Here is a 19,389-nt window from a genome sequence, read left to right as displayed (position 1 = left end):
CCAGTGCTGCTTATATCAGCCTTGACGCAATGTCATGCCAGCCCCGCCGGCGGATGGCGATCGATCAGGCCCCGAAGGGGATCGCCTTGGTAAGCGCCTTGGGAAGCTTCCGGAGCAGCTGCGCCCGCGGCAGCGCAAACGCCAGCAGACCGCCCCATAAGGGCAATATTAACGGCATTTGCCGTACCAGTTCTCCCGATCAATGGGAGGCCTGTCCAGTGCCCAATCGTGATGGTGTTCGAGACGCCATAAGCCTCAAGAACAAGGTTCTGGTCACCACGATCTTCCTGGCATCGGGCGCGGCATCCCTGATCCTCCAGGTTCTCTGGTTCAAGCAACTGCAATTCGTGCTGGGAAGCGCGACCGTCTCCGTGAGCGTCACGGTGGCGAGCTTCTTTTTCGGCCTCTCCCTGGGCAGCGCTTTCGGAGGCCGGATCGCCGACACTGTCAGCCGCCCCCTGAAAATCTACGGCCTTCTCGAACTCGCGCTCGCGGTCGTTTCCCTGGCGGTGACCGCGTTCCTGTCGCACTGGTCGACCTGGGTGGGCTGGCTGTCGCCCATGCTGGACCTCGAGTCTCCACTCCGGTTGCCGCTCGTGGTCGCGCTGTCGCTCGCCATCCTGTCGCTGCCGACGATGCTGATGGGCGCGACCCTGCCCTTCCTCGTGAAGTTCCTGACCCGCACGCAAACCGACCTCGCCAATCGCATCGGCCTGCTCTACGGGTTCAACACCCTGGGCGCCGCGATCGGCACCCTGGCGGTCGGCTTTGTCCTGATGGGCCTCTGGGGGATCACAGGATCGAGCCTGGTCGCGGCAGGCCTGTATGTCTGCGTCGGCGGCGTGGCGCTGCTCCTCGCGCACGGCACAAGCCCCCTGTCGCCGGTCGCTGCGGAAGCACCGGCGCAAACCGCCGGGCCGGGACATCGCGGGACGTCCATCCTCATCGCGATCTTCGCGTGCTCAGGATTCGTGTCCATCGCCTATGAAGTCGTCTGGTTCCGCTTCCTGACCAATGTCAGCACCTCGAGTGTCTACGCCTTCTCCGGCATGCTCGGCGTCTACCTGCTGGGCTTGGTGATCGGCGCCCTGATCTGCGCGAGGCTGCTCGCCCCCCGCAAGGATCAACTGCTGCGGTACTTCGCCCTAACACAGCTGCTCATCGCGGTTGCGGCCACGCTGACCGTCGGAATCCTCGGCAAGGCGCGCACCGTGGAAGCAGTGCTGTCTCCCATTGTATCAGGCCTCGTTCCAGTCCCGGCGAAGGAGCTTTTGGGAGGTGATGTTTCATTCTTCCTGATCTGTGCCGTCGCCCTGTTGCTGCCGACCACCCTGATCGGCATCAGTTTTCCCCTGGCCAGCGAACTGACCGTGATGCAGATGAGCGCGCTGGGCCGTCGAATCGGCACGCTCTACGCCTTGAACACGATTGGCGGCGTGCTGGGCTCCCTGGCGGCCGGGTTTCTTCTGATCCCTTATCTGGGCAGCCAGGGCTCACTTACCGCACTGATTGTTCTGAACGTCCTGCTCTTTGTCGCGACGACCGTATCGCAACCGGGTCTTCTGAAAGAAAGCAGCCTTTGGCGGCAAGGGGCAGTCGCAGCAAGCATCATCGCTGCAGCGCTCCTGCTCTTCACCCCGCACTATCTTGAACGGGTCCTGACCTCGATCGAAGGCGGCAATGTTCTCGAGCTGCGCGAGACCAAACAAGCAACATTTGCGGTGGTCGAGTATCGCGAGAAGGCGGCGGGCACCTATCAGCAATTGGTGGTGAATTCGAAGAGCTATGCCAATAACCGTCCGGAGGGCCGACGCTACATGGCCGCGATGGGGCACTATCCCATTCTGCTGCACCCGGGGCCGGTCGAAACGGCGGTCGTCATTTGCATCGGGACCGGAACCACGGTGGGTGCGGTCAGCACCCATCAGGAATTACAATCCATCGACGCGGTCGATCTGGCCTCGACGGTCTTCGAGTTTGCGCCCCGTTTCGTGCCGATCAACAAGCAGTTCTATCAGAACCCCAAGGTCCACCAGATCGTCGCGGACGGACGCCATTTCCTGCTGGGGACAAACGAGACATTCGACGTCATCACCCTCGAGCCCCCGCCGCCCCATGACGCCGGCGTCATCAACCTCTACACAGAGGAATTCTATGCGCTGGCAAAGCAGAAGATGCGCCCCGGCGCCGTTCTCGCGCAATGGGTGCCGCTGGATTTCAACCGCGGCATTCTTCCGAAGATGATCCTCAAGGCGATGATGGGCCAGTTCAAGCACGTCTCCCTGTGGTTGCCGTCCAGAATGGAAGGCGTGGCCATCGCCTCCGATGAACCGCTGAAAATCGATCCTCGCGTGCTCGCCACGCGCATGTCCAAGCCTGGGGTGGCTGAAGACCTGACAGCAAACGGCCTGCGCTCGCCCGAGGATTTCCTGGCGACGTTCATCGCCGCTGATGAAAAGCTCGCGGCCTTTGTCAGGGATGTGCCGAGCCTCACGGATGATCGACCACGTCTCGAATATTACAACTGGTATCCGCTGAGTTCGGTCAGCGTGGACGAACTGAAGCGCCTCCGCGAGCCCGTGGAAACTTACCTTGCCGACAAATCCATCGACGAGGCCCGTCTCGACACCGCGCGCACGGTAGCCAATGCGATTCTGGATGAGCACCAAGCCACAGCTGAGGGTGACAAGTCGGCCGCCCGTGCCGCGCTTCGCCTGGCCGTCAAACTGGATCCGGATAATTCCTATGTCGGCTTCCTGGACCGCAAGCTGCGTGAGTGATCGGGCAACCTCCCAAGAGGGCCACTGGAAGCCGGTGTCGCCGCCGGGCGTGCCCAGGATCAATCACGTCACGCTGCCATCCGACTATCCAGCGGATATACCTCGAAGTTTCCAATGCACGGTGCGACCGGAACGCGATAATGTGCAGCGCTGGAGCATCAGCCATGCCTCGCTCGCCTTCGATCGTGCCGCACCAAATCGACCACGACACCTATCTGGTGCTGAACGATTTTGGCCGGCTTGGCCGCGCCTGGTGCGAAACCGATGAAGAAGGCAGCGACCGGAAGACGCTGATCCGCCGCCTGCTGGATGACCATTACAGCCGCCCGGTCCGCATCGTGGCCTTCAATACCAGCGAAGGATGGTCGCGCGACGTCACGACCGATATTGCCGACGAGCTGCGGCGCCGCTTCGTAGAATACGATGAGGTCCCGCGCTCCGTGCTGGAGTTCGTCGAGACGGCCATGCGGCACTGAGCCGGATCCGCTGTCGCACCGAGACCCGCGGCAAAACAACCCGCCGGGGAGAGCACGAAGTAAGCTGTAACCCATCGCGCCGGGAAAGCCGGATTGCTCCGGTTACACCTGTGGTCCTTCCCCGTGCTTTCTACCTTTTGCACGGGGCCCATGGGTGCGATCGGCACCCGGCTTTCCCTGCGCCCTCTTCAAGAAGGGGGCGGACCGAAATGCAAGGCTCGGGCGATTCACGTCGCGAGAATGCAAAACTGTGACTTGCAGGCCGCGCCACACACTCACTGTCGTCCCGGCGAAGGCCGGGACCCATAACCACGAATGCTGCTTGTTGCGCGACGTTGGCACGACGAGTCTTGTTCACAACACCGGCCGCGGCGTATGGGTCCCGGCCTTCGCCGGGACGACAGCGGTGACTGCTGCGGCATTCTTGAATCTACCATGCAGACGCCAACAATCGCCTACACCGGCCTGAACCCTGCCGCCGTCAACGCGGCGCGGCCCTCATCCGATGCCAGCGCGTCGAGAAAGGCCTGTACCGCCGGCCGCTGCTTGCGCGCCGCCACCAGCGCGAAGTCGTAATGCTCTTCGGCAAGCGGAATGAAACCGAGCCCGGACGCGCGCGCGACCGGGGCGATGGTCATGCCCCAGTCGGCGCGATGCTGCGCCACCGCGGCCGCGACCGCATTGTGCGAGCGCGGCTGATTCCAGTAACCGTCGGGCCGGCTGCCTGCCAGCAGGCGGTCGATCAGGATGCGGGTGCCGGCGCCCTGGTTGCGGTTGACCATGATGCAGGCAGGATCGGCGAGCGCGGCGCGCACCGCCTCTTCTGCGATCAGGCCGGCAAAGCGCGGGTCGTCCTTGCGGAACACGATGCCCTGCATGCGCCGCCAGCCCGGCACGAGCTCGATACCGTCGGTCAGATACGGCGTGTTGTAGGTCTCGGTCTTGTCGTCGAACAGGTGGATCGGAGCGAGATCGCATTCGCCGCGCCTGGCGGCGGCGAGCCCGCCGAGACTGCCGACCGCGATCGAACGCACCACAAGGCCGGCCTGCGCCAGCGGCGCGGTGACGAGATCGAGCCCGGTGCAATGGCTGCCGACGATGACGAGATCGGGCACCCGCACATGCGGCGTAAACAGCGTTACCTCGGCCTCGCTGCCGGCCGGCAGCTGGTCGGCGAGCGCCTCGATCTTCAGGAAGCCGTCGGCCTGGGCGAACGAAGTGATCGCGCCCGAGCCCTTGCCGCTCGGATAGGCGATGAGGCCGTCGGCGCCTTCGACCAGCGACACCATCACGAACTCGGTGCGCCCGAACTCGGAGGCGATCCGCACCGGCACTTTCGCCGCCACCCTGGCATCGGAGCGCGGCGGCAGGCCGGCCATCCGCCGCAGCACCGGCACGATCATGTCATGGAAGGTGAACATCGCCGAGGTCGGAAAGCCCGGCAGGATGACCACCGGCTTGCCGTCGCAGACCGCAAGGCACAGCGGCTTGCCCGGCTTCAGCGCCACGCCATGCGCGATGATGCCGGGCTTGCCGAGCCTTGTGATGATCCGGTGCGAGACGTCGCCCGCGCCCTTGGAGGTGCCGCCCGACAGCACCAGCATGTCGCTCTCCGCCAGCGCCTTGCGCATCGCGGCTTCGAGCATCGTCTCGTTGTCCGCGATCGCGCCGAGGAACGACGCGTCACCGCCATTCTCCGCAATCGCCGCGGTGACGATCGCGCCATTGGTGTCGTAGATCGCGGCCGGCCGCAGCGTCTCACCCGGCTGCACCAGTTCGTCACCAGTGGAGAGGATCGCAACACGCGGACGGCGCACCACCTGAACGTCGGCAATGCCGCAGGCCGCAAGCATACCGATCTCGCGCGACCCGATCATCGTTCCCGCGCGCAACAGTGCCTCGCCGCGCGCGATGTCGGAGCCGGCATAGGACACGAACTGCCCGGGCGACGCCGCGCGCCGGACCTCGATGGCGCCATTGCTGGCGGGTTGGGTGTGCTCGACCATCACGATCGCATCCGCGCCGCGCGGCACCGGACCGCCGGTCGCAATCGCGGTCGCGGTGCCCGGCAGCACCGGCCGGCCCGGCACAGTGCCGCACGAAATGATCTCGTCGTTCAGCGCGAGTTGCAGCGGCGTGGCTTCGCCGGCGGACGCAAGATCGGCGGAGCGCACGGCGAAGCCGTCGACATTGGAGCGATCGAACGGCGGCACGTCGATCGGCGCCACCACGTCCTCCGCCAGCGCACGGCCGAGCGCATCAGCGAGCAGCCGCGTCTCGGACGGCAATTGGCGCGGGAACAGCGCCGCCTCGAAGCGCGCGATCGCCTCCTCGCGCGACAGGATGGTCAGGAACTGGTCCTGCTCGACGGATGGGTTGCGTTTCGGCGTGAAGATATGGGTCATCTCGGGAACTCACTCCCGCAACATATAGGCATCGACGACCGCGCCCGCAGCAAAGCCCTCGGCAGGGCCGGGCACGATCAGAAGGGCTTCGGCGCGCGCGATGGCATCGAGCGACAGGTCCCCGATCGCAAGCACCGCCCAGGAACCGTGTTGAAGGCCCTGCCGAGAATCCTGCTGACGCGTCAGCAGCGCGACCTCGGCGATCCCGACGCCGGACGCGATCTTGCGCTCCAGCGGCAGGGCGAGCGTTTTGTGCGGGCGCCGGCCCGACAGGCGATCGAGCACCGGAAGCGCAATCGCCCACCAGGCCGCGAAAGCCTGATCCGGCGCGCCCGGCAAGGCGACGACCGGCGTTACATCGATCCGGCCGACCGCCGCGGTGCGCCCGGGCTGCAGGGCAATGCCGTGCGCGAGCAACGCTCCACGCGTCGCCAGCGCATTCACCGCCGCATCGGTGTGGCCGACGCCGGTGCCGCCGATCGTGATGATGAGATCGCAACCATCTGCCTCGAGCGCGTTTGCAATCGCCCCCACATCGGGCGCCGCCTCGGCATAGACGATCTCAGCGCCCGCGAGGCGCGCGGTGTCAGCGACCAGTTGCGCGGTCAGCTGGCCATTGCAGATGTTGACGATGCGAAGCCGAGGCCTCCGTACGCGCAACAGCTCCAGTCCGGCCGCGCGCGCGAGCAGCAGGCCGCGCGGCAGCAGCGGTTCTCCCGCCGGCATCACGGCACGCCCAGCCGCAATGTCGCTGCCGGCACGCCGGACGCCCTGCCCCGGGATGGCTTCGGCGAGCACCTGCGGAAGCGGACCGGAGGTGTCGACGGCATCGGCATCGACCACACAGTCGGTGCCGTCGGGCATCGCCGCGCCGGCCGCGACCCAGACCGGGAGTCCGGCCAGCGGCAGCGGCGCATAGGACGACGCGCCGACCAAATCGTTGGCGCGCATCGCCCAGCCATCGCTGACGGCGACATCGTGCGGCGGATAAGCGCGCAGGGCCGGCATCTCGGCCGCAATGCAGCGCAGTGCATTGGCCGGCGGCAGCTCGATCGGCTGGACCGGCGCGAGGTCGCGCAACACGGCAGCCAGCGCCGCATCGAGCGGGGTGAGCGAAGCCGGAAGGCGCTGGGCGGTGACCATGGCCCGCTATGGACTGAATCGGCCCCGAAAGAAACCGGTTAGCGCCTTTCCGGGGCACCCCCATTAGACCGATGGCGCGTTGACGCCGCCCCCAAAGTAGTTGCAAAAGAAACCAATATGACCGGGTTCCAGAAGGCCCGGCACAACCATAATGGCCAATGCGCCAATTCAGGAGGGAGACAGAATGATCGCCACCAGACTAGCCATGTTCGGGACGCTCGCAGCCGCGGTGCTGGCCTCCTCGGCCGTATCGGCACAGGTATCCGACGACATCGTCAAGATCGGCGTGCTGACCGACATGAACGGCCCGGCCTCGACGCCGACCGGACAGGGCTCGGTCACCGCCGCGCAGATGGCGGTCGACGATTTCGGCGGCAAGGTGCTCGGCAAGTCGATCTCGGTGATCGTCGGCGATCACCAGCTCAAGCCGGACATCGGCGCAACCATCGCGCGGCGCTGGTATGACGTCGATCAGGTCGATCTGATCGTCGACGTACCGGTGTCGGCGGTCGGGCTCGCGGTGCAGAACATCGCCAACGAGAAGAAGAAGCTGTTCATCACGCATTCGACCGGCGCGACCGACTTCCATGGCAAATTCTGCTCGCCCTATGCGATGCAATGGGTGTTCGACACCCGCGCGCTCGCGGTCGGCACCGCCCAGGAGGTGGTGAAGCGCGGCGGCGACAGCTGGTTCTTCATCACCGACGACTATGCGTTCGGCCATTCGCTGGAGAAGGACGCTTCCGCAATCGTGACCAAGAACGGCGGCAAGGTGCTCGGCGCGGTGCGGCCGCCGTTTGCGACGCCCGATCTGTCGTCCTTCATCCTGCAGGCACAGGCCTCGAAGGCGAAGATCATCGGCATTGCCGGCGGACCGCCCAACAACACCAACGAGATCAAGACCGCCGCCGAGTTCGGCGTCTTCGCCGGCGGGCAGCAGATGGCCGCGCTGCTGGCCTTGATCACCGACGTCCACTCGATCGGCCTGTCGGCTGCGCAGGGCCTGTTGCTGACCACGTCGTTCTACTGGGACATGGACGACAAGACCCGGGAATGGTCGAAGCGCTATTTCGCCAAGATGAACCGGATGCCGACGATGTGGCAAGCCGGCGTCTATTCCTCCGTGACCGCCTATCTGAACGCGATCAAGGACAGCGGCACCGACGATCCGCTCAAGGTCGCGGCCAAGATGCGCGAGAAGCCGGTCGAGGATTTCTTCGCCCGCAACGGCAGACTGCGCGAGGACAATCTGATGGTGCACGATCTCTGGCTGGTGCAGGTCAAGACCCCGGCCGAGTCGAAGTATCCGTGGGACTACTACAAGATCCTGGCCAAGATCTCGGGCGAGGACGCGTTCGGCCCGCCGGACCCGGCGTGTCCGATGGTGAAGAAGTGACGGCCGAGGGTCGTCATTCCGGCATGATCCGAAGGACCAGACCCGGAATCTCGAGGTTCCCCAGGGCGCAATTGCGCCCCTGAGGTTCGCGCTATGCGCGCCCCGGAACGACTGTGCCAATGACATGCCTCGCACCGCGCTAGCGCGTCACCCCGATCTCGCGGAAATATCTGAGCACGCCGGGGTGGATCAGATTGATATCGGGCGCGGCGGCGACGGTGTTCGCCGCCGTGGTCTCGCAAGCCTGGGCAAGCTTCTTGCAGAACGTCGCCTCGACGCCGTGCAGCGTCTTCGCCAGCCGATAGGCGACATCGTCGGGCAGGCTCTCGCGCACCAGGATGTAGCTCCAGGAGCCGACCGAGGAAATCGCCGCGATCTGCTTCGGATAGCTGCCGGCCGGGATCGTCAGCGGCTTCAGGAACGTGTGCTTGGCGCGGATGCGGGCGATCTCGTCCGCGGTCGGCGCGATGAAGCGAGCGCCGATCGTGCTCTCGGCCACCTTGCTGAATCCGGGCCAGCCGATGCCGGCGCCCCACAGCGCCGCGGCGCGGCCGTCCTCGACCATCGCAGGCCCATCGCCGGCGCGATCGAGATAGATCGACTTGAAGTCCTCGTCCTGCTTCAGCCCGATGCCGTCGAGGATGTTGCGCGACAGGATCGGCAGGCCGGAGCCCTTGGCGCCGAACGCAACGGGCTGGCCGACCAGGTCCTGGATCGTCTTGTAGGGGCTGTCGGCCCGCACCACGAACATGCCCGGGCTCGAATACATCGCGGTGAGGATCTTCAGCTTGGTGGCCGGCGGCCGGCCGATGCCCATGAAGGCCTCGTAGGACGGCTCGCCCGCAACGGTTGCAATGTCGACGCTGCCGGCCTCGAGCAGCGGGATGTTCTCGTTGGAGCCCTTGGTGTTGCGCGGCTCGATCGACAGCGTCGCATCGGTCGCGTTCATCACTTCGGCGAAGGCATTGCCATAGAGCGGAAAACCGCCGCCCGGCGTCGCCGTGGCGAAACTGATCGTGGTTTTGGAAATGGTCTTGCCCCCCTCTTGCGCCGCCGCGCCGCCCGCGAGCAGCAGCGCGCCGGCGCAGATCATAACAGCGAATTTCATCCCGAGCCTCAAGCATTGCACATGAGCGCGACTATCGTCGCACGGGCGGGGTCGTAGGCAAAGGCAGCGTTTTGTGAAACCATGAAGGCAACAGTCACAAGAAAATGACGGGAGAGACGATGTTCCGGTTCGCACGTTCCGCGTTGCTTGGTTTGATCTGTTGCCTGGCCTCCGTTGCCCCCTCCTCCGCATCCGACTATCCGAACCGTCCGGTGCGCTGGCTGATCGGCTTTGCCGCCGGCGGCCCGGTCGACATCGTGGCGCGCATCATGAGCCAGTGGCTGTCGGATCATCTCGGCCAGCAATTCGTGGTCGAGAACCGCGCCGGCTCCGGCGGCAACATCGCAGCCGCCGCCGCGATCAACTCGCCGGCGGATGGCTATACGCTCTTGTTCGTCGCGCCCAACAACGCGATCTCGACTTCGCTCTACAAGAAGCTGCCCTACGACTTCCTGCGCGACACCACCCCGGTCGCCAGTATCATGCAACTCACCAACATGCTGGTGGTATCGAACGCGATGCCGGTGAAGACGGTTCAGGAGTTCATCGACTACTGCAAGGCCAACCCGGGCAAGATCGCCTACGCCTCATCCGGCAACGGCACCTCGGTGCATATGTCGGCCGAGCTGTTCAAGGCGATGACCAAGTGCGACATGCAGCACGTGCCGTATCGGGGATCCGCGATCGCCTTCCCCGACATCATCTCCAACAAGGTGCAGCTGATCTTCGATAACCTGCCGTCGGCGCTGGAGCAGTCGCGAGGCGGCAGCGTCCGTGCGCTCGGCGTCACCTCGCCGCAGCGCTGGCCAGGCGTGCCTGATGTGCCCGCGATCGCCGAGACCGTGCCGGGCTTCGAGGCGGTCGGCTTCTACGGCATATCCGCGCCGAAGGGTACGCCGCCGGAAGTCATCGATACCCTGAATAAGGCGGTCGGCGAGGCCCTCAAGGACCCCAAGCTGGTGGCGCGTCTCGCCGAGGTCGGCGGCATCCCGAAGCCGATGACCCCGGCCGAATTCGGCAGACTGGTCGCCGACGAGACCGAGAAATGGCGCAAGGTGGTCGAGTTCGCCGGCGTCTCGGTGGACTAAGGCGCCGATCGTGGAGCGCGCCGGATGGTCACGGTAGATGGCTGCCGGGCCGGCGTTCCAACGATGCCGTCCGTGCGACGTGGCGGCACGACCGCGGTGGCACAGGCCCGGGGTTGGCATTGCCGAAACCCCACGCACCCTGTAAACGGAGCCCGCACCGTTGCCGGCCGCGCCCCGCGGCCCGCAAGGCGGCGGGGCCTGTAGCTCAATGGTTAGAGCCGGCCGCTCATAACGGTCTGGTTGCAGGTTCGAGTCCTGCCGGGCCCACCAGTGAAATCAGTCACTTGCAGAGCCTTAGCCGGTTTAGATTTCTCGCCAACCAATCGATCAACCAATATTACGTTCTTTGTTGGTGCTCGACGCGCACCAACAGCGTTCGCGGCGCCGCGCAGGTAGTCCGGATGGTGATGCCCATACGTCTCGCGAAGCGTCTTCTCGCTCATGCCGAGAAAGCCGGCCGCTTCCCACATCGGAGCGCTTGCCTGCATCAGCCACGTAGCCGCCGTGTGTCTCAGGGTATGCGGCGTGACGTTGCCTACCACAAGATCGAGCGCCGCAAGACGCACGCCAGATGCGAAGCCTGTCTTCACCGAGGCAACGGGCTTTCCATTCCACTCCACGAAGTGGCTCTTCGCTATGCCAAGCCGCGTCCAGCGTTCTAGGTGCGTCAGCAGCCGTGAAGGCAGCGGTACGGGCGTCTGCCGCTTCGTGGTGGCCCGCCTGCCGATCGCCAACCGATAGAAGATGCCGCGCGCAAGATCGACGTAGGACTTGCCTTCGACTTTGAATGGCGACGCACTGGCGATGGCGCCTGCCCGCGTTCCCGTGTAGAGGCCGATCAAGATGAAGCGCGCAATGTGCCTCAGCGGCCTTTTGTCCGTTTCGATCTTTTTCCCCTTAAGCGGCCCCACATGCACGGTTTGGGTTTCACGATATCCTGAGCTTGCTCTTCGCAATCGCATCATCTGGACATTCGGGCACGGCGCCCACGCAGCACATCGATTCAGTGGTCGTTACGAAACTATCCTGTGGTTCACCAAAGGCGACGACTACTACTTCAATCTGGATCGAGTTCAGGTTCCGCAGAAGTATCCGGGCAAACGGCATTACAGAGGCCCAAAGAAGGGTGACTTCAGCGGAAATCCGGCAGGAAAGAATCCCTCAGACGTTTGGGAAATCCCCAACGTGAAATCGTTGCATATAGAAAAGACAGCCCATCCTTGCCAGTTTCCAGTAGCGCTCGTGCAACGATGCATAAGATCGATGACCCCCTCGGGAGGATTGGTTGTAGACCCCTTCATGGGCTCCGGCTCGTCTGCCGTCGCTTCGGTGTTGGAGCAACGCAGCTTCATGGGCTGCGATATCGAAAGCAAATATGTTAAGATTGCCAAGCGGCGCGTGAAGCTTGCTGAAAAAGGGCAGCCCGTTCATCGCCCCTAGAAAAGCCGATCCTGGTGCCGAACGGATCACACGCAGTCAGCAAAGCGCCCGCGCACTTTCAGTCGACAGGCTTGCCGAATGAAATAGAAGCGACGGTTTGAGGGAAATGAATTCGAAGCGCCTATCGGACCAAGTACTAGGGGGAGGTCAGTCCTTGGCAGAAAGGGGCTCCGACCGGCCCATAGGAAATTATACTTATCCACAAAATGGAGAGTCCGCGCGCGGGGGCGGCCGCTCCGAGGCCATCCGCCGGCTGGTGGAGATCGGCCTGAAGGCAATAAGTAGCCCCCGTAGAAAACCCGGCTCGCTCTCCACCACTGGTTGCGGAAGTCTTTCGGCTCCCCTCTGAGCCGAGTGGTCCGCGGTTCGAGCCTGCGAGAGGCTGCCATGGTGCGGTGGCAGCCAGCATAGCCGCTTCTGCAGCAGCGGCACATAGGGCGGAACGTCGATCGGGTTGGCGCCGATATCGACCACGGCGGTGAGACGTTCGGGTACAAGCAGGGCGCTCAGGGGATCGACGTCGGCAGGACGCGATTGATGCGGATGACGTCATGGGACCTTACAGGGAACACGAAGTGCGTCTCTGTTCCTCTGAACGGTGAGCACCCCCAAAATCCTCCAGCGGCAGACTTCAGATTCTTGGTTGACACGGTTGACGCGCGACCTTCGTCAAGTTGGCAGGGTTGTCAGGTCAGAAAATTCCGGCTGCGGCTGGCGAGTTTTCGGCGCGCGTTTGGGCCGTAGGGGTTGGGGCCTCGGGGGGACCCAACGGGGCTCCTGGCAGATTTGCGCAATACATATAACAACATCGGCAGACAAGGCGGACCCGCTGTTTACGGCGCGACCCTTCGTGCAATTTGATAGTGCGTAAGCCTGCAGGGCGCAACCAGCCCGAACATCTGTCACTGAAGGCAATTCCGTTCACCGTGCCCCTGTCATGTAGGACAAAGCACTGGATCGCCCGGTGATCTTCGGCTATCGGATGCTATGGTTGAGTTATCGGCCCTTGCAAAAAACGTGAACAGTTTGCCGAACGGCGCGCCCAAAGAAACACGACGTTCAAGAAGCCCAGTATTTGCGAGACGAATCACGGTACCCAGCCGCCCCAACTGAAACCGCCGAAGGCATAGTTTTCTGCGACCATGAAAATGACCCAGGTAAGAAAGAATATTGTAACGACGATATTGATCGTCGTGGGTTGCGTCGTCGTTGCGAGCGGCTATGAGCTGACACGAAAGTATATCAACACTCGCATTGATCGAATGTTGGCTCAGAAACTCCCGGCGATGGTGCCGCCCTCGCCTCAGAAGACGGCCGTCGTTGAAGGGCAGCCGGCTGGAAACGCGCAGCTTATCGCGAGCATCGGGGCTCTTGACGCGCGTATCAAGGCACTTGAATCGCTGTCATTGGCGACAAATTTCGGAAGCAACTCCGATCGCCCCCCCCTTGTCAGCGATTACCGCGGCGTCGGCGCCCCGGTGTTTGCATTGTTCGACCGGGTCGGTCCGTATCGCAAGAATGGTCTTTTCGAGATCTATGGAGCAAGCCTGCGCGAACGCCGGACCGGAGCAATTCGGGTCAGTGAGGCTGATCTCGAAATCACGCACGACGAAGCCTGGGTCATCTGGTCACCGGATTATAGTCCAGCCCGCGATGCGACGCATCTGGAGGTGGATTTCTCAGCGGTTCCCACCGCGGGAAAGCTCACCATTGGCTTTATTGGCAAGGACGGTCAGGCCAGCGCCTATACGATCAATCTTGGACCGCCCACCCTCGCTCCAACAGGGCTTCTACCTCCGTTGCTTCCAGCCGACATCGTCGCAAAAGCGAATGCGGCGAACTCAATTGGAGAACCTCATCCGTCGGCAAACAAAGTGATTGCTCCACTGCCGGCAAATCTAATGCTGCAGCTTCGCAATGGGCAGCCCGACCAGATCCAGCAGTGGTTTGTGAAAATAAATGGCGCAGCCGGGACAACGGTACGCTTCAAGCGTCTGGCGTTGATCCGGCCAATGCCCGCCGTCACCACCATTGGCGTCACGTTATCGGGGCGCGTGTCGGGAGCAGATCTTCCCCCGGAAACGCCGATCGAACTGCTTGACGATTCCGGCCGGGTGACCAAACAAACGCTAGGGGCCGATGGCGGCTTTGCCTTTAAAGGCATCGATCCCGCGCAACCGGTCTCGCTACGCGTGCGGTATCCGCAGCTGGAGCATTTCGCGACTCTCGGAAGATGGTTCGTGCCGGGTTACGGTCGGGACGATATTTCGATCGACATGAGACCACACTACTTCAATAGCGATGGACACGCTCCCGATCCAAAGACAGCACGATTTGTGGGACCGCGCGTGCCTTCGCCAGACTCCGCTCTCTATGAACCCCATTCACGTCAATATTGGCCCGGCGGAAGCCAGGTGCAGGAATACGATTCAACGACGTTCACCAACAATCACGGCTATCAAGATAGCGACCGTTTTTTCGACAATCCTGATCATTGCGTTCGTCTGGCGAGCACGGGCGGCAGCGACATGGTCGCGCTTCAGGTTCGCGCCTTCGAGAAATTCAATATCATCCTGGAGGAATCGCTCGGCATCGCGCTCGGAAAGTGCGTCGAAGTAATTTCGGCCGGCGCCGACAATGGCGACCTTGGTACGAATTATCCTCGCATTCGTGACTATACGTCTAAGTTCAATGTCGATCACACGCTGGTGTCGATGGCTTCCGGTCTGGTCTATCAGGTCAACCCGCAAATGCTGCACGATGGCCTTGGCTTCGATCCGGAAAATAGCGCCTTGCCGAACTTCTACTATGACAAGAGCGGATCCTTCACTTTTCGTGCGGCATCACCCGTCTATCCGGTGTTTATGAGCAAGCCAACCCATCCGGAGTACGTCAAGGGCATTCCGTTCGGCTACACGTTGAGTGTGCCTTTTGACGTGATGCCCGACCCCGGCAAGGAGGCTTTTCGGTACTGGACAGAGATAGTCAAGTACATCGAGCAGCATCATCCTGGCCAGAAATTCATCTTCCACACCGGCATCGACCAGGCCCAATGCCGCAAAGGCTGTGAGACGACATTGACGCTTGCGGATGGCAGGACTGTCCCCGCCGGCGCAAAAATCTACGCGAAAGACGTGACCGAATACTGCCAGAAAAACGACTATCAGTGCATAAATCCGACCTTCTCGGATGCCTATGGCCAGATGCCAAACCTGCTGACATTCGAATTCGACGGTCACTATTCGCCGCTCGGTCATCAATGGCTGGCTCAGCAGTTGACCGCGCCGTTGGTGGATATCTTGCGTGCGGCTTCAAGATGAGGGCATTGCGATCAACCCAAGCCGCCGCTCGGGTAAGCACCCGGCTCTTGCTCTGCATTGCGCTGTTTCCGATCGCGGCGAAGGCAGCAGAGCCCAATCCTGTCGTTCGTTCGCTTCCGTATCCATTTTCCCACGTCGTGAGCTTCATCAGCGATGTCGATGAGCAGCGCCCGTGGCACGGGGCAGCGATCCATCGGGTCTTTAACGAAGACCTCGGCTTGACGATATCGGACTCGCTGTGGCCGCAGGGCGGCACTCCCCTGACGTCAGCACTTTTCTTGGGACCAGGGCGGCTAAATCGACGCAATTCAGGCGCCGGCAGCGAACCCACCTTCGCGTTGTTACTCCGCCAATGGCACCGTGGTAACATCGATCATTTCCACGGTTGGAGCGAGGACGGAGTTTTACAACTACAAAATCAGATTGATCCTCCCCTTGCGCTGTCTGCCGTCCGAACCAGTCAAGAACTACCCAAGGTTCCCGTCGCTATCTCCGGTCAAGAGGCCCAAAGTGTTCGATTCTATTTTTCCGCAGAGCCGCCAGCCGATTTGACGATCGCCCTGCACGATACCCAGGGCAAAAGCATATCTTTCAATTCGGGCTCCATCGGCCGGGGAAAAAAGGTCCTGGTCAGAGTCGGCAAACTCGGATGGATCGTCGAAGCCATCGTTCCGTCCGCCAATTCCGGATCGACGCCACTGGCAATCAATCCAATGCTTATTGATCGGGTAGACTTCATCGCTCCCTCTTGCGCGGGGGGCTGTCCCGTAAGCCTCACCCGGGTGGAGCGTGATCATTTCAGCCGACAGATCGTGCTGGACGAAATCCCATGGCTGAAGCGCTGGAATATTCGGCCCCAGATAACGACATCGCACGGCGGAAACACCCTGATCTCAGGGTTTGGAATTGAAGGCGCAGCACTCGATCTCCCACGAACGCCTGGTACCTTCTTTACCGACCCCGCAACAGTGGTTCACCGTGAAGCGATGGCCGATCGCATAGACACGTATGCGTATTACTCCGACTTGCTCCGTGAACTCTCTGTCCGAGCCGTCTGGTCATACTTCCCTGCCCACGGAACGGACCAGTATAGCTTCGTGGTTTCTGATAGCACAGCTTCCGACCTTACGAATTTGACCACGACTTACAACGGCCTCTACGATGTTAGACGAACATCAATACTTAACTTCGACCCTTCGGGTGTCCAAGCTTTTGCGGACGGTATGCGATTGACCGCGCCGGAAATGTCAGAAGAAGATCGCCGTTCGCTGTATTGCGCACCCACTTGCGATATCTCTCAAGGCGATGCGCTGCCGGTACTGTTGAGCGACAGCCTTTATCTGATCAACAAGGGGCAGAAAGTAAGGCATTTCTGGTATACGCACTTCGGGTCAGGCGGCTCGGATTTTGAGGCCTCGCAGGAAGAACCGCTCACACCTAAAACACTGAAGTGGATCAGGAAGCTCGCCAACCAGGTCTATAATTTTGATGGAAGCGTGAGCGTCGATCGGCGCCCGTGGTCGCCACCTGCGAATACCTGGTTTGGCTACCAGATCATGCAGGCGGGAATTAAGCCCAACCTCAAGGTCGGCGCGGGCGGATCTTCAGTCGAAATCACGCCTTGGGAAGATCCCGTCACGCATGTCACTGTCCCGGATTTGAAGGCAGGAACGCGCGACCTGCATGGGCTTACACTCTATGTTAGCGATCCAGAGCAGGCTTCGGTCGACGTCGGGGGCAAATCCGTCGATACCTTTACCCGCAACCCACCCGATGAGACCGGCAAGCCATCGATTACGATTGTCGGCGATAACGCCCCAACGCCGATTATCGGAAAAGTTGCGTTGCATGACCGCGGCGATGTCGAAATCCGCTCCGGCAAGTTTGTCGACGCGACGCCGGCCAACGACTTCGTCAGCCTCGAGGCGGATGCTGCGGGGCAAGCCGAGATCGTTTTCGAGCCCTGGAAGCTCGATCTCTGGAACACCAGTCATTTGCATTTTGCGATCCGGAAACGTTTATCGACGGCCGGTAGTTCAGCCGCATCTTCTGATGCCGCGTTGAAAATCGAAATGCTGATGCAAGACGGCGGCGTTGTAACGGCTCTGGAATCGGCACAGCCGCCAGCAGACCACGAAGGCTCGAGCGTCTGGGTGGTCCCCCCATTGACGGTCCCGGACCAGTGGCGAACGCACACGCTTGACGTCGCGCGTCTCGCCTGGCCAAAGCCACTGGCAAACCAGCAAGACTGGCGGCGGCCGCCGTTGCCGCTCGGACGGATTCGGGAGGTGCGGATCTCGCTGGCTAATGCGGCTCCCGGCGAAGCCATCGACATTCGTGACCTCAGGGCGCTGCGTCCCTCAGGTAACGGCGAGGCTCCGGACGGCGGAAAGCTCATTGCCGGCCGCGTCACGCGCGACGGAAGCGCTCCGCTGGCCCTGGTGCCGGTACAACTCACCTCCTCGTCCGGCGAAGTCGTCGACACCACCACAGACGTGGATGGATACTATTTCTTCTACCACCGAAAGCGGGAAGAGCAGCTTACGATCCGCGCGCTCGGTTCCAGCGGATTATCGTGCTTCCCGCAGCAAGGCCGTAAAATCGAGGTTGTCAAAAACGAAGCGGAACTCGACATTGCGATAAACGAGTGCAGGCATTAGACCATAGTAGCCAATTTCACTCCATTTGCCTGTTTGGTCCGGTGGGTCGAGCCGCCCGCAGCTCAAGGACGACCGGCACACGGGGCCGCCGACAGGATAGGCCCTGTCTTCAGTCTCAGTTGACCGCCAATAAAATAGGGGATATCGGCCTCATTCCAGATCCCGACCGGAAAGCACGGAATTGAGGCCGTTTTCCCGCATTCGGCTTTTCGCTAGGGTCGCCGGGGCGAGACCGCTCGCAAACGTCTTTTCAGTAGAAAAATGGCTCTAAACTCGTTCAGCTTCATCCTCATCACGTTTGCGGCGATTCTGGCCTGCCGCTTATGTGCGCCGCGGCTGATGCGCGAGCTCGTGGTCCTGCTGCTGAGCCTCTATTTCCTCGCAACCTTCATCACGGAATGGGACCAGCTAGCGCTGCTGGCCGCATTTCTGGCCATCGTTTATCTGTTGGGCGTGAGCAAGGCTGCGAATGCAAGCTTCTGGTCGATTGCCACGTCGTTTCTTATTGTCGCGCTGTTTTGGTCCGCCCTGTTTCTGTTGAAGGATCCCAACCTTCTCGGCGCCGTCAATCCATTTCATGCCCATCCGGTAAAGCTTATCGGCATTTCCTATATCGTATTTCGGGCGATCACGTTTGTGCTCGAAGTCGCTCCCGGCGACCGGCTGAGTCCGCTGACGTTCCTCAACTACATGATCTTTTTTCCGACACTTCTGGCGGGTCCGATTGAGCGATTTCATCGGTTCAATGAAACAACCGACCAGCCCGTGCCGCTTAAGCCAGCAAGCTTCGATGCCCTGAACCGAGTGCTCAACGGTTTTATCAAAAAGTTTGTCATTGCCGACAACTTCATGGATCTCGGCATCTTTTCAATGATGCCGCACGCAAATGACCTCTCAACTCCTGTTCTCTGGATTGGCGCGATTTCCACGCTGGCACTGCTGTATCTCGATTTCGTCGGCTATTGCGATATCGTCATCGGAGTATCTGCGCTGATGGGTTTCCGGATCGTAGAGAACTTTAACGCACCATTCGCCTCACGTAATTTGCAGGAATTCTGGGGCCGCTGGCACATGTCGCTCGGCTCCGTTATCCAGGATTACGTTTTTTCGCCGCTCAGCAAAGCCGTCATTGTCAACATACCACGCGAGAAGCAGATGTACGCGATCGCGTCGATCTATGTCGTGACCATGGTACTCGTGGCGATGTGGCACGGGACGACCATCGGGTTCCTGATTTTCGGAATACTCCAGGGCGCCGTGTTGTTTGCAATCCAGATCCGACGTGAATTTGCCCGCGCCAGGGCAAAAGCAAGCGGCGTACGGTATGCGGCGTCGCAGACAGCACTCAGTCTGTGGACGGGGCGAATTTCGACCTACGCCTTCGTGTCGCTGACAATGATCTGGTGGCAAGGGTCGCTACCTGACGCGATCATGACCTATCAACGGCTGGTCGGGTGGCACTAATGCGATCATTGCAACCAACGATCCTGCAAGTCGCCGTTATCGTCGTGAAGATCGTCATCATCCTGTATTTCATGAACTCGAAACTGGCGATCTTTGCCTACCAGAATTT

General features: G+C 61.6%; 11 protein-coding genes, 1 tRNA gene and 1 pseudogene. 9 read left to right on the top strand and 4 right to left on the bottom strand.

Annotated elements, in window-relative coordinates; all coding sequences use genetic code 11:
- The first annotated feature begins 218 nt into the window (after positions 1–218).
- Positions 219–2,780, top strand: coding sequence for a fused MFS/spermidine synthase (locus tag HAP47_RS11360; protein ID WP_173638170.1), 2,562 nt, complete (start codon positions 219–221; stop codon positions 2,778–2,780).
- 164 nt (positions 2,781–2,944) lie between these two features.
- A complete protein-coding gene (locus HAP47_RS11355; RefSeq protein WP_173638171.1) occupies positions 2,945–3,256 on the top strand; it encodes a hypothetical protein in 312 nt (103 codons plus the stop codon).
- 455 nt (positions 3,257–3,711) lie between these two features.
- On the opposite strand, the gene HAP47_RS11350 is transcribed toward HAP47_RS11355, so the two are convergent.
- Positions 3,712–5,661 carry a molybdopterin biosynthesis protein gene (locus HAP47_RS11350; protein ID WP_173638172.1) on the bottom strand — a complete coding sequence of 650 codons (1,950 nt, stop codon included), beginning with the start codon at positions 5,659–5,661 and terminating at the stop codon, positions 3,712–3,714.
- A gap of 9 nt (positions 5,662–5,670) precedes the next feature.
- The gene (locus tag HAP47_RS11345; RefSeq protein WP_173638173.1) at positions 5,671–6,804 is read right to left on the bottom strand and encodes a molybdopterin-binding protein; all 1,134 of its coding nucleotides are present in this window, start codon (positions 6,802–6,804) and stop codon (positions 5,671–5,673) included.
- A 184-nt stretch (positions 6,805–6,988) separates the two neighbouring features.
- Between HAP47_RS11345 and HAP47_RS11340 the strand changes: the two genes are divergently transcribed.
- Entirely contained in the window at positions 6,989–8,200 is a 1,212-nt protein-coding gene (locus tag HAP47_RS11340; RefSeq protein ID WP_173638174.1) for an ABC transporter substrate-binding protein, read from the top strand.
- A gap of 139 nt (positions 8,201–8,339) precedes the next feature.
- On the opposite strand, the gene HAP47_RS11335 is transcribed toward HAP47_RS11340, so the two are convergent.
- Positions 8,340–9,308, bottom strand: coding sequence for a TAXI family TRAP transporter solute-binding subunit (locus tag HAP47_RS11335; RefSeq protein ID WP_173638175.1), 969 nt, complete (start codon positions 9,306–9,308; stop codon positions 8,340–8,342).
- Positions 9,309–9,427: 119 nt separating this feature from the next.
- Here HAP47_RS11335 and HAP47_RS11330 point away from each other — a divergent pair, with 119 nt between their 5' ends.
- The gene (locus HAP47_RS11330; protein ID WP_173638176.1) at positions 9,428–10,396 is read left to right on the top strand and encodes a Bug family tripartite tricarboxylate transporter substrate binding protein; all 969 of its coding nucleotides are present in this window, start codon (positions 9,428–9,430) and stop codon (positions 10,394–10,396) included.
- Between the two features lie 194 nt (positions 10,397–10,590).
- A tRNA-Ile gene (locus HAP47_RS11325) sits at positions 10,591–10,666 on the top strand.
- A gap of 191 nt (positions 10,667–10,857) precedes the next feature.
- Here HAP47_RS11325 and HAP47_RS11320 read toward each other — a convergent pair.
- Positions 10,858–11,358: pseudogene (locus HAP47_RS11320) on the bottom strand (tyrosine-type recombinase/integrase); the annotation flags it as partial.
- On the opposite strand from HAP47_RS11320, the gene HAP47_RS11315 reads away from it, so the two are divergent.
- The 4 genes from HAP47_RS11315 to HAP47_RS11300 all read left to right on the top strand — a co-directional run bounded on the left by HAP47_RS11315 (position 11,240) and on the right by HAP47_RS11300 (position 19,280).
- A complete protein-coding gene (locus HAP47_RS11315; protein WP_371821756.1) occupies positions 11,240–11,836 on the top strand; it encodes a DNA-methyltransferase in 597 nt (198 codons plus the stop codon). The pseudogene HAP47_RS11320 and the gene HAP47_RS11315 overlap by 119 nt on opposite strands.
- Positions 11,837–12,978: 1,142 nt before the next feature.
- The gene (locus tag HAP47_RS11310) at positions 12,979–15,156 is read left to right on the top strand and encodes a hypothetical protein (RefSeq protein WP_176396220.1); all 2,178 of its coding nucleotides are present in this window, start codon (positions 12,979–12,981) and stop codon (positions 15,154–15,156) included.
- A 5-nt stretch (positions 15,157–15,161) separates the two neighbouring features.
- Positions 15,162–17,816 (top strand): carboxypeptidase-like regulatory domain-containing protein, encoded by a 2,655-nt coding sequence (locus HAP47_RS11305; protein ID WP_173638178.1) that lies wholly within the window; start codon positions 15,162–15,164, stop codon positions 17,814–17,816.
- Between the two features lie 261 nt (positions 17,817–18,077).
- On the top strand, positions 18,078–19,280 hold the full coding sequence (locus tag HAP47_RS11300) for an MBOAT family protein (protein WP_173638179.1): 1,203 nt from the start codon (positions 18,078–18,080) through the stop codon (positions 19,278–19,280).
- The last annotated feature ends 109 nt before the right edge of the window (positions 19,281–19,389 follow it).

It is taken from the genome of Bradyrhizobium sp. 41S5 (assembly GCF_011516665.3).
In the GTDB taxonomy this organism is placed as follows: Bacteria; Pseudomonadota; Alphaproteobacteria; order Rhizobiales; family Xanthobacteraceae; genus Bradyrhizobium; species Bradyrhizobium quebecense.
This window is presented reverse-complemented; position numbering and strand designations above follow the sequence as displayed.

Bases quoted from the DNA above. Each gene is read 5' to 3' on its own strand.
- HAP47_RS11350 (WP_173638172.1), bottom strand. From the start codon at position 5,661: ATGACCCATATCTTCACGCCGAAACGCAACCCATCCGTCGAGCAGGAC.
- HAP47_RS11335 (WP_173638175.1), bottom strand. From the start codon at position 9,308: ATGAAATTCGCTGTTATGATCTGCGCCGGCGCGCTGCTGCTCGCGGGC.
- HAP47_RS11340 (WP_173638174.1), top strand. From the start codon at position 6,989: ATGATCGCCACCAGACTAGCCATGTTCGGGACGCTCGCAGCCGCGGTG.
- HAP47_RS11330 (WP_173638176.1), top strand. From the start codon at position 9,428: ATGTTCCGGTTCGCACGTTCCGCGTTGCTTGGTTTGATCTGTTGCCTG.
- HAP47_RS11300 (WP_173638179.1), top strand. From the start codon at position 18,078: ATGGCTCTAAACTCGTTCAGCTTCATCCTCATCACGTTTGCGGCGATT.
- HAP47_RS11310 (WP_176396220.1), top strand. From the start codon at position 12,979: ATGAAAATGACCCAGGTAAGAAAGAATATTGTAACGACGATATTGATC.
- HAP47_RS11355 (WP_173638171.1), top strand. From the start codon at position 2,945: ATGCCTCGCTCGCCTTCGATCGTGCCGCACCAAATCGACCACGACACC.
- HAP47_RS11345 (WP_173638173.1), bottom strand. From the start codon at position 6,804: ATGGTCACCGCCCAGCGCCTTCCGGCTTCGCTCACCCCGCTCGATGCG.
- HAP47_RS11315 (WP_371821756.1), top strand. From the start codon at position 11,240: ATGAAGCGCGCAATGTGCCTCAGCGGCCTTTTGTCCGTTTCGATCTTT.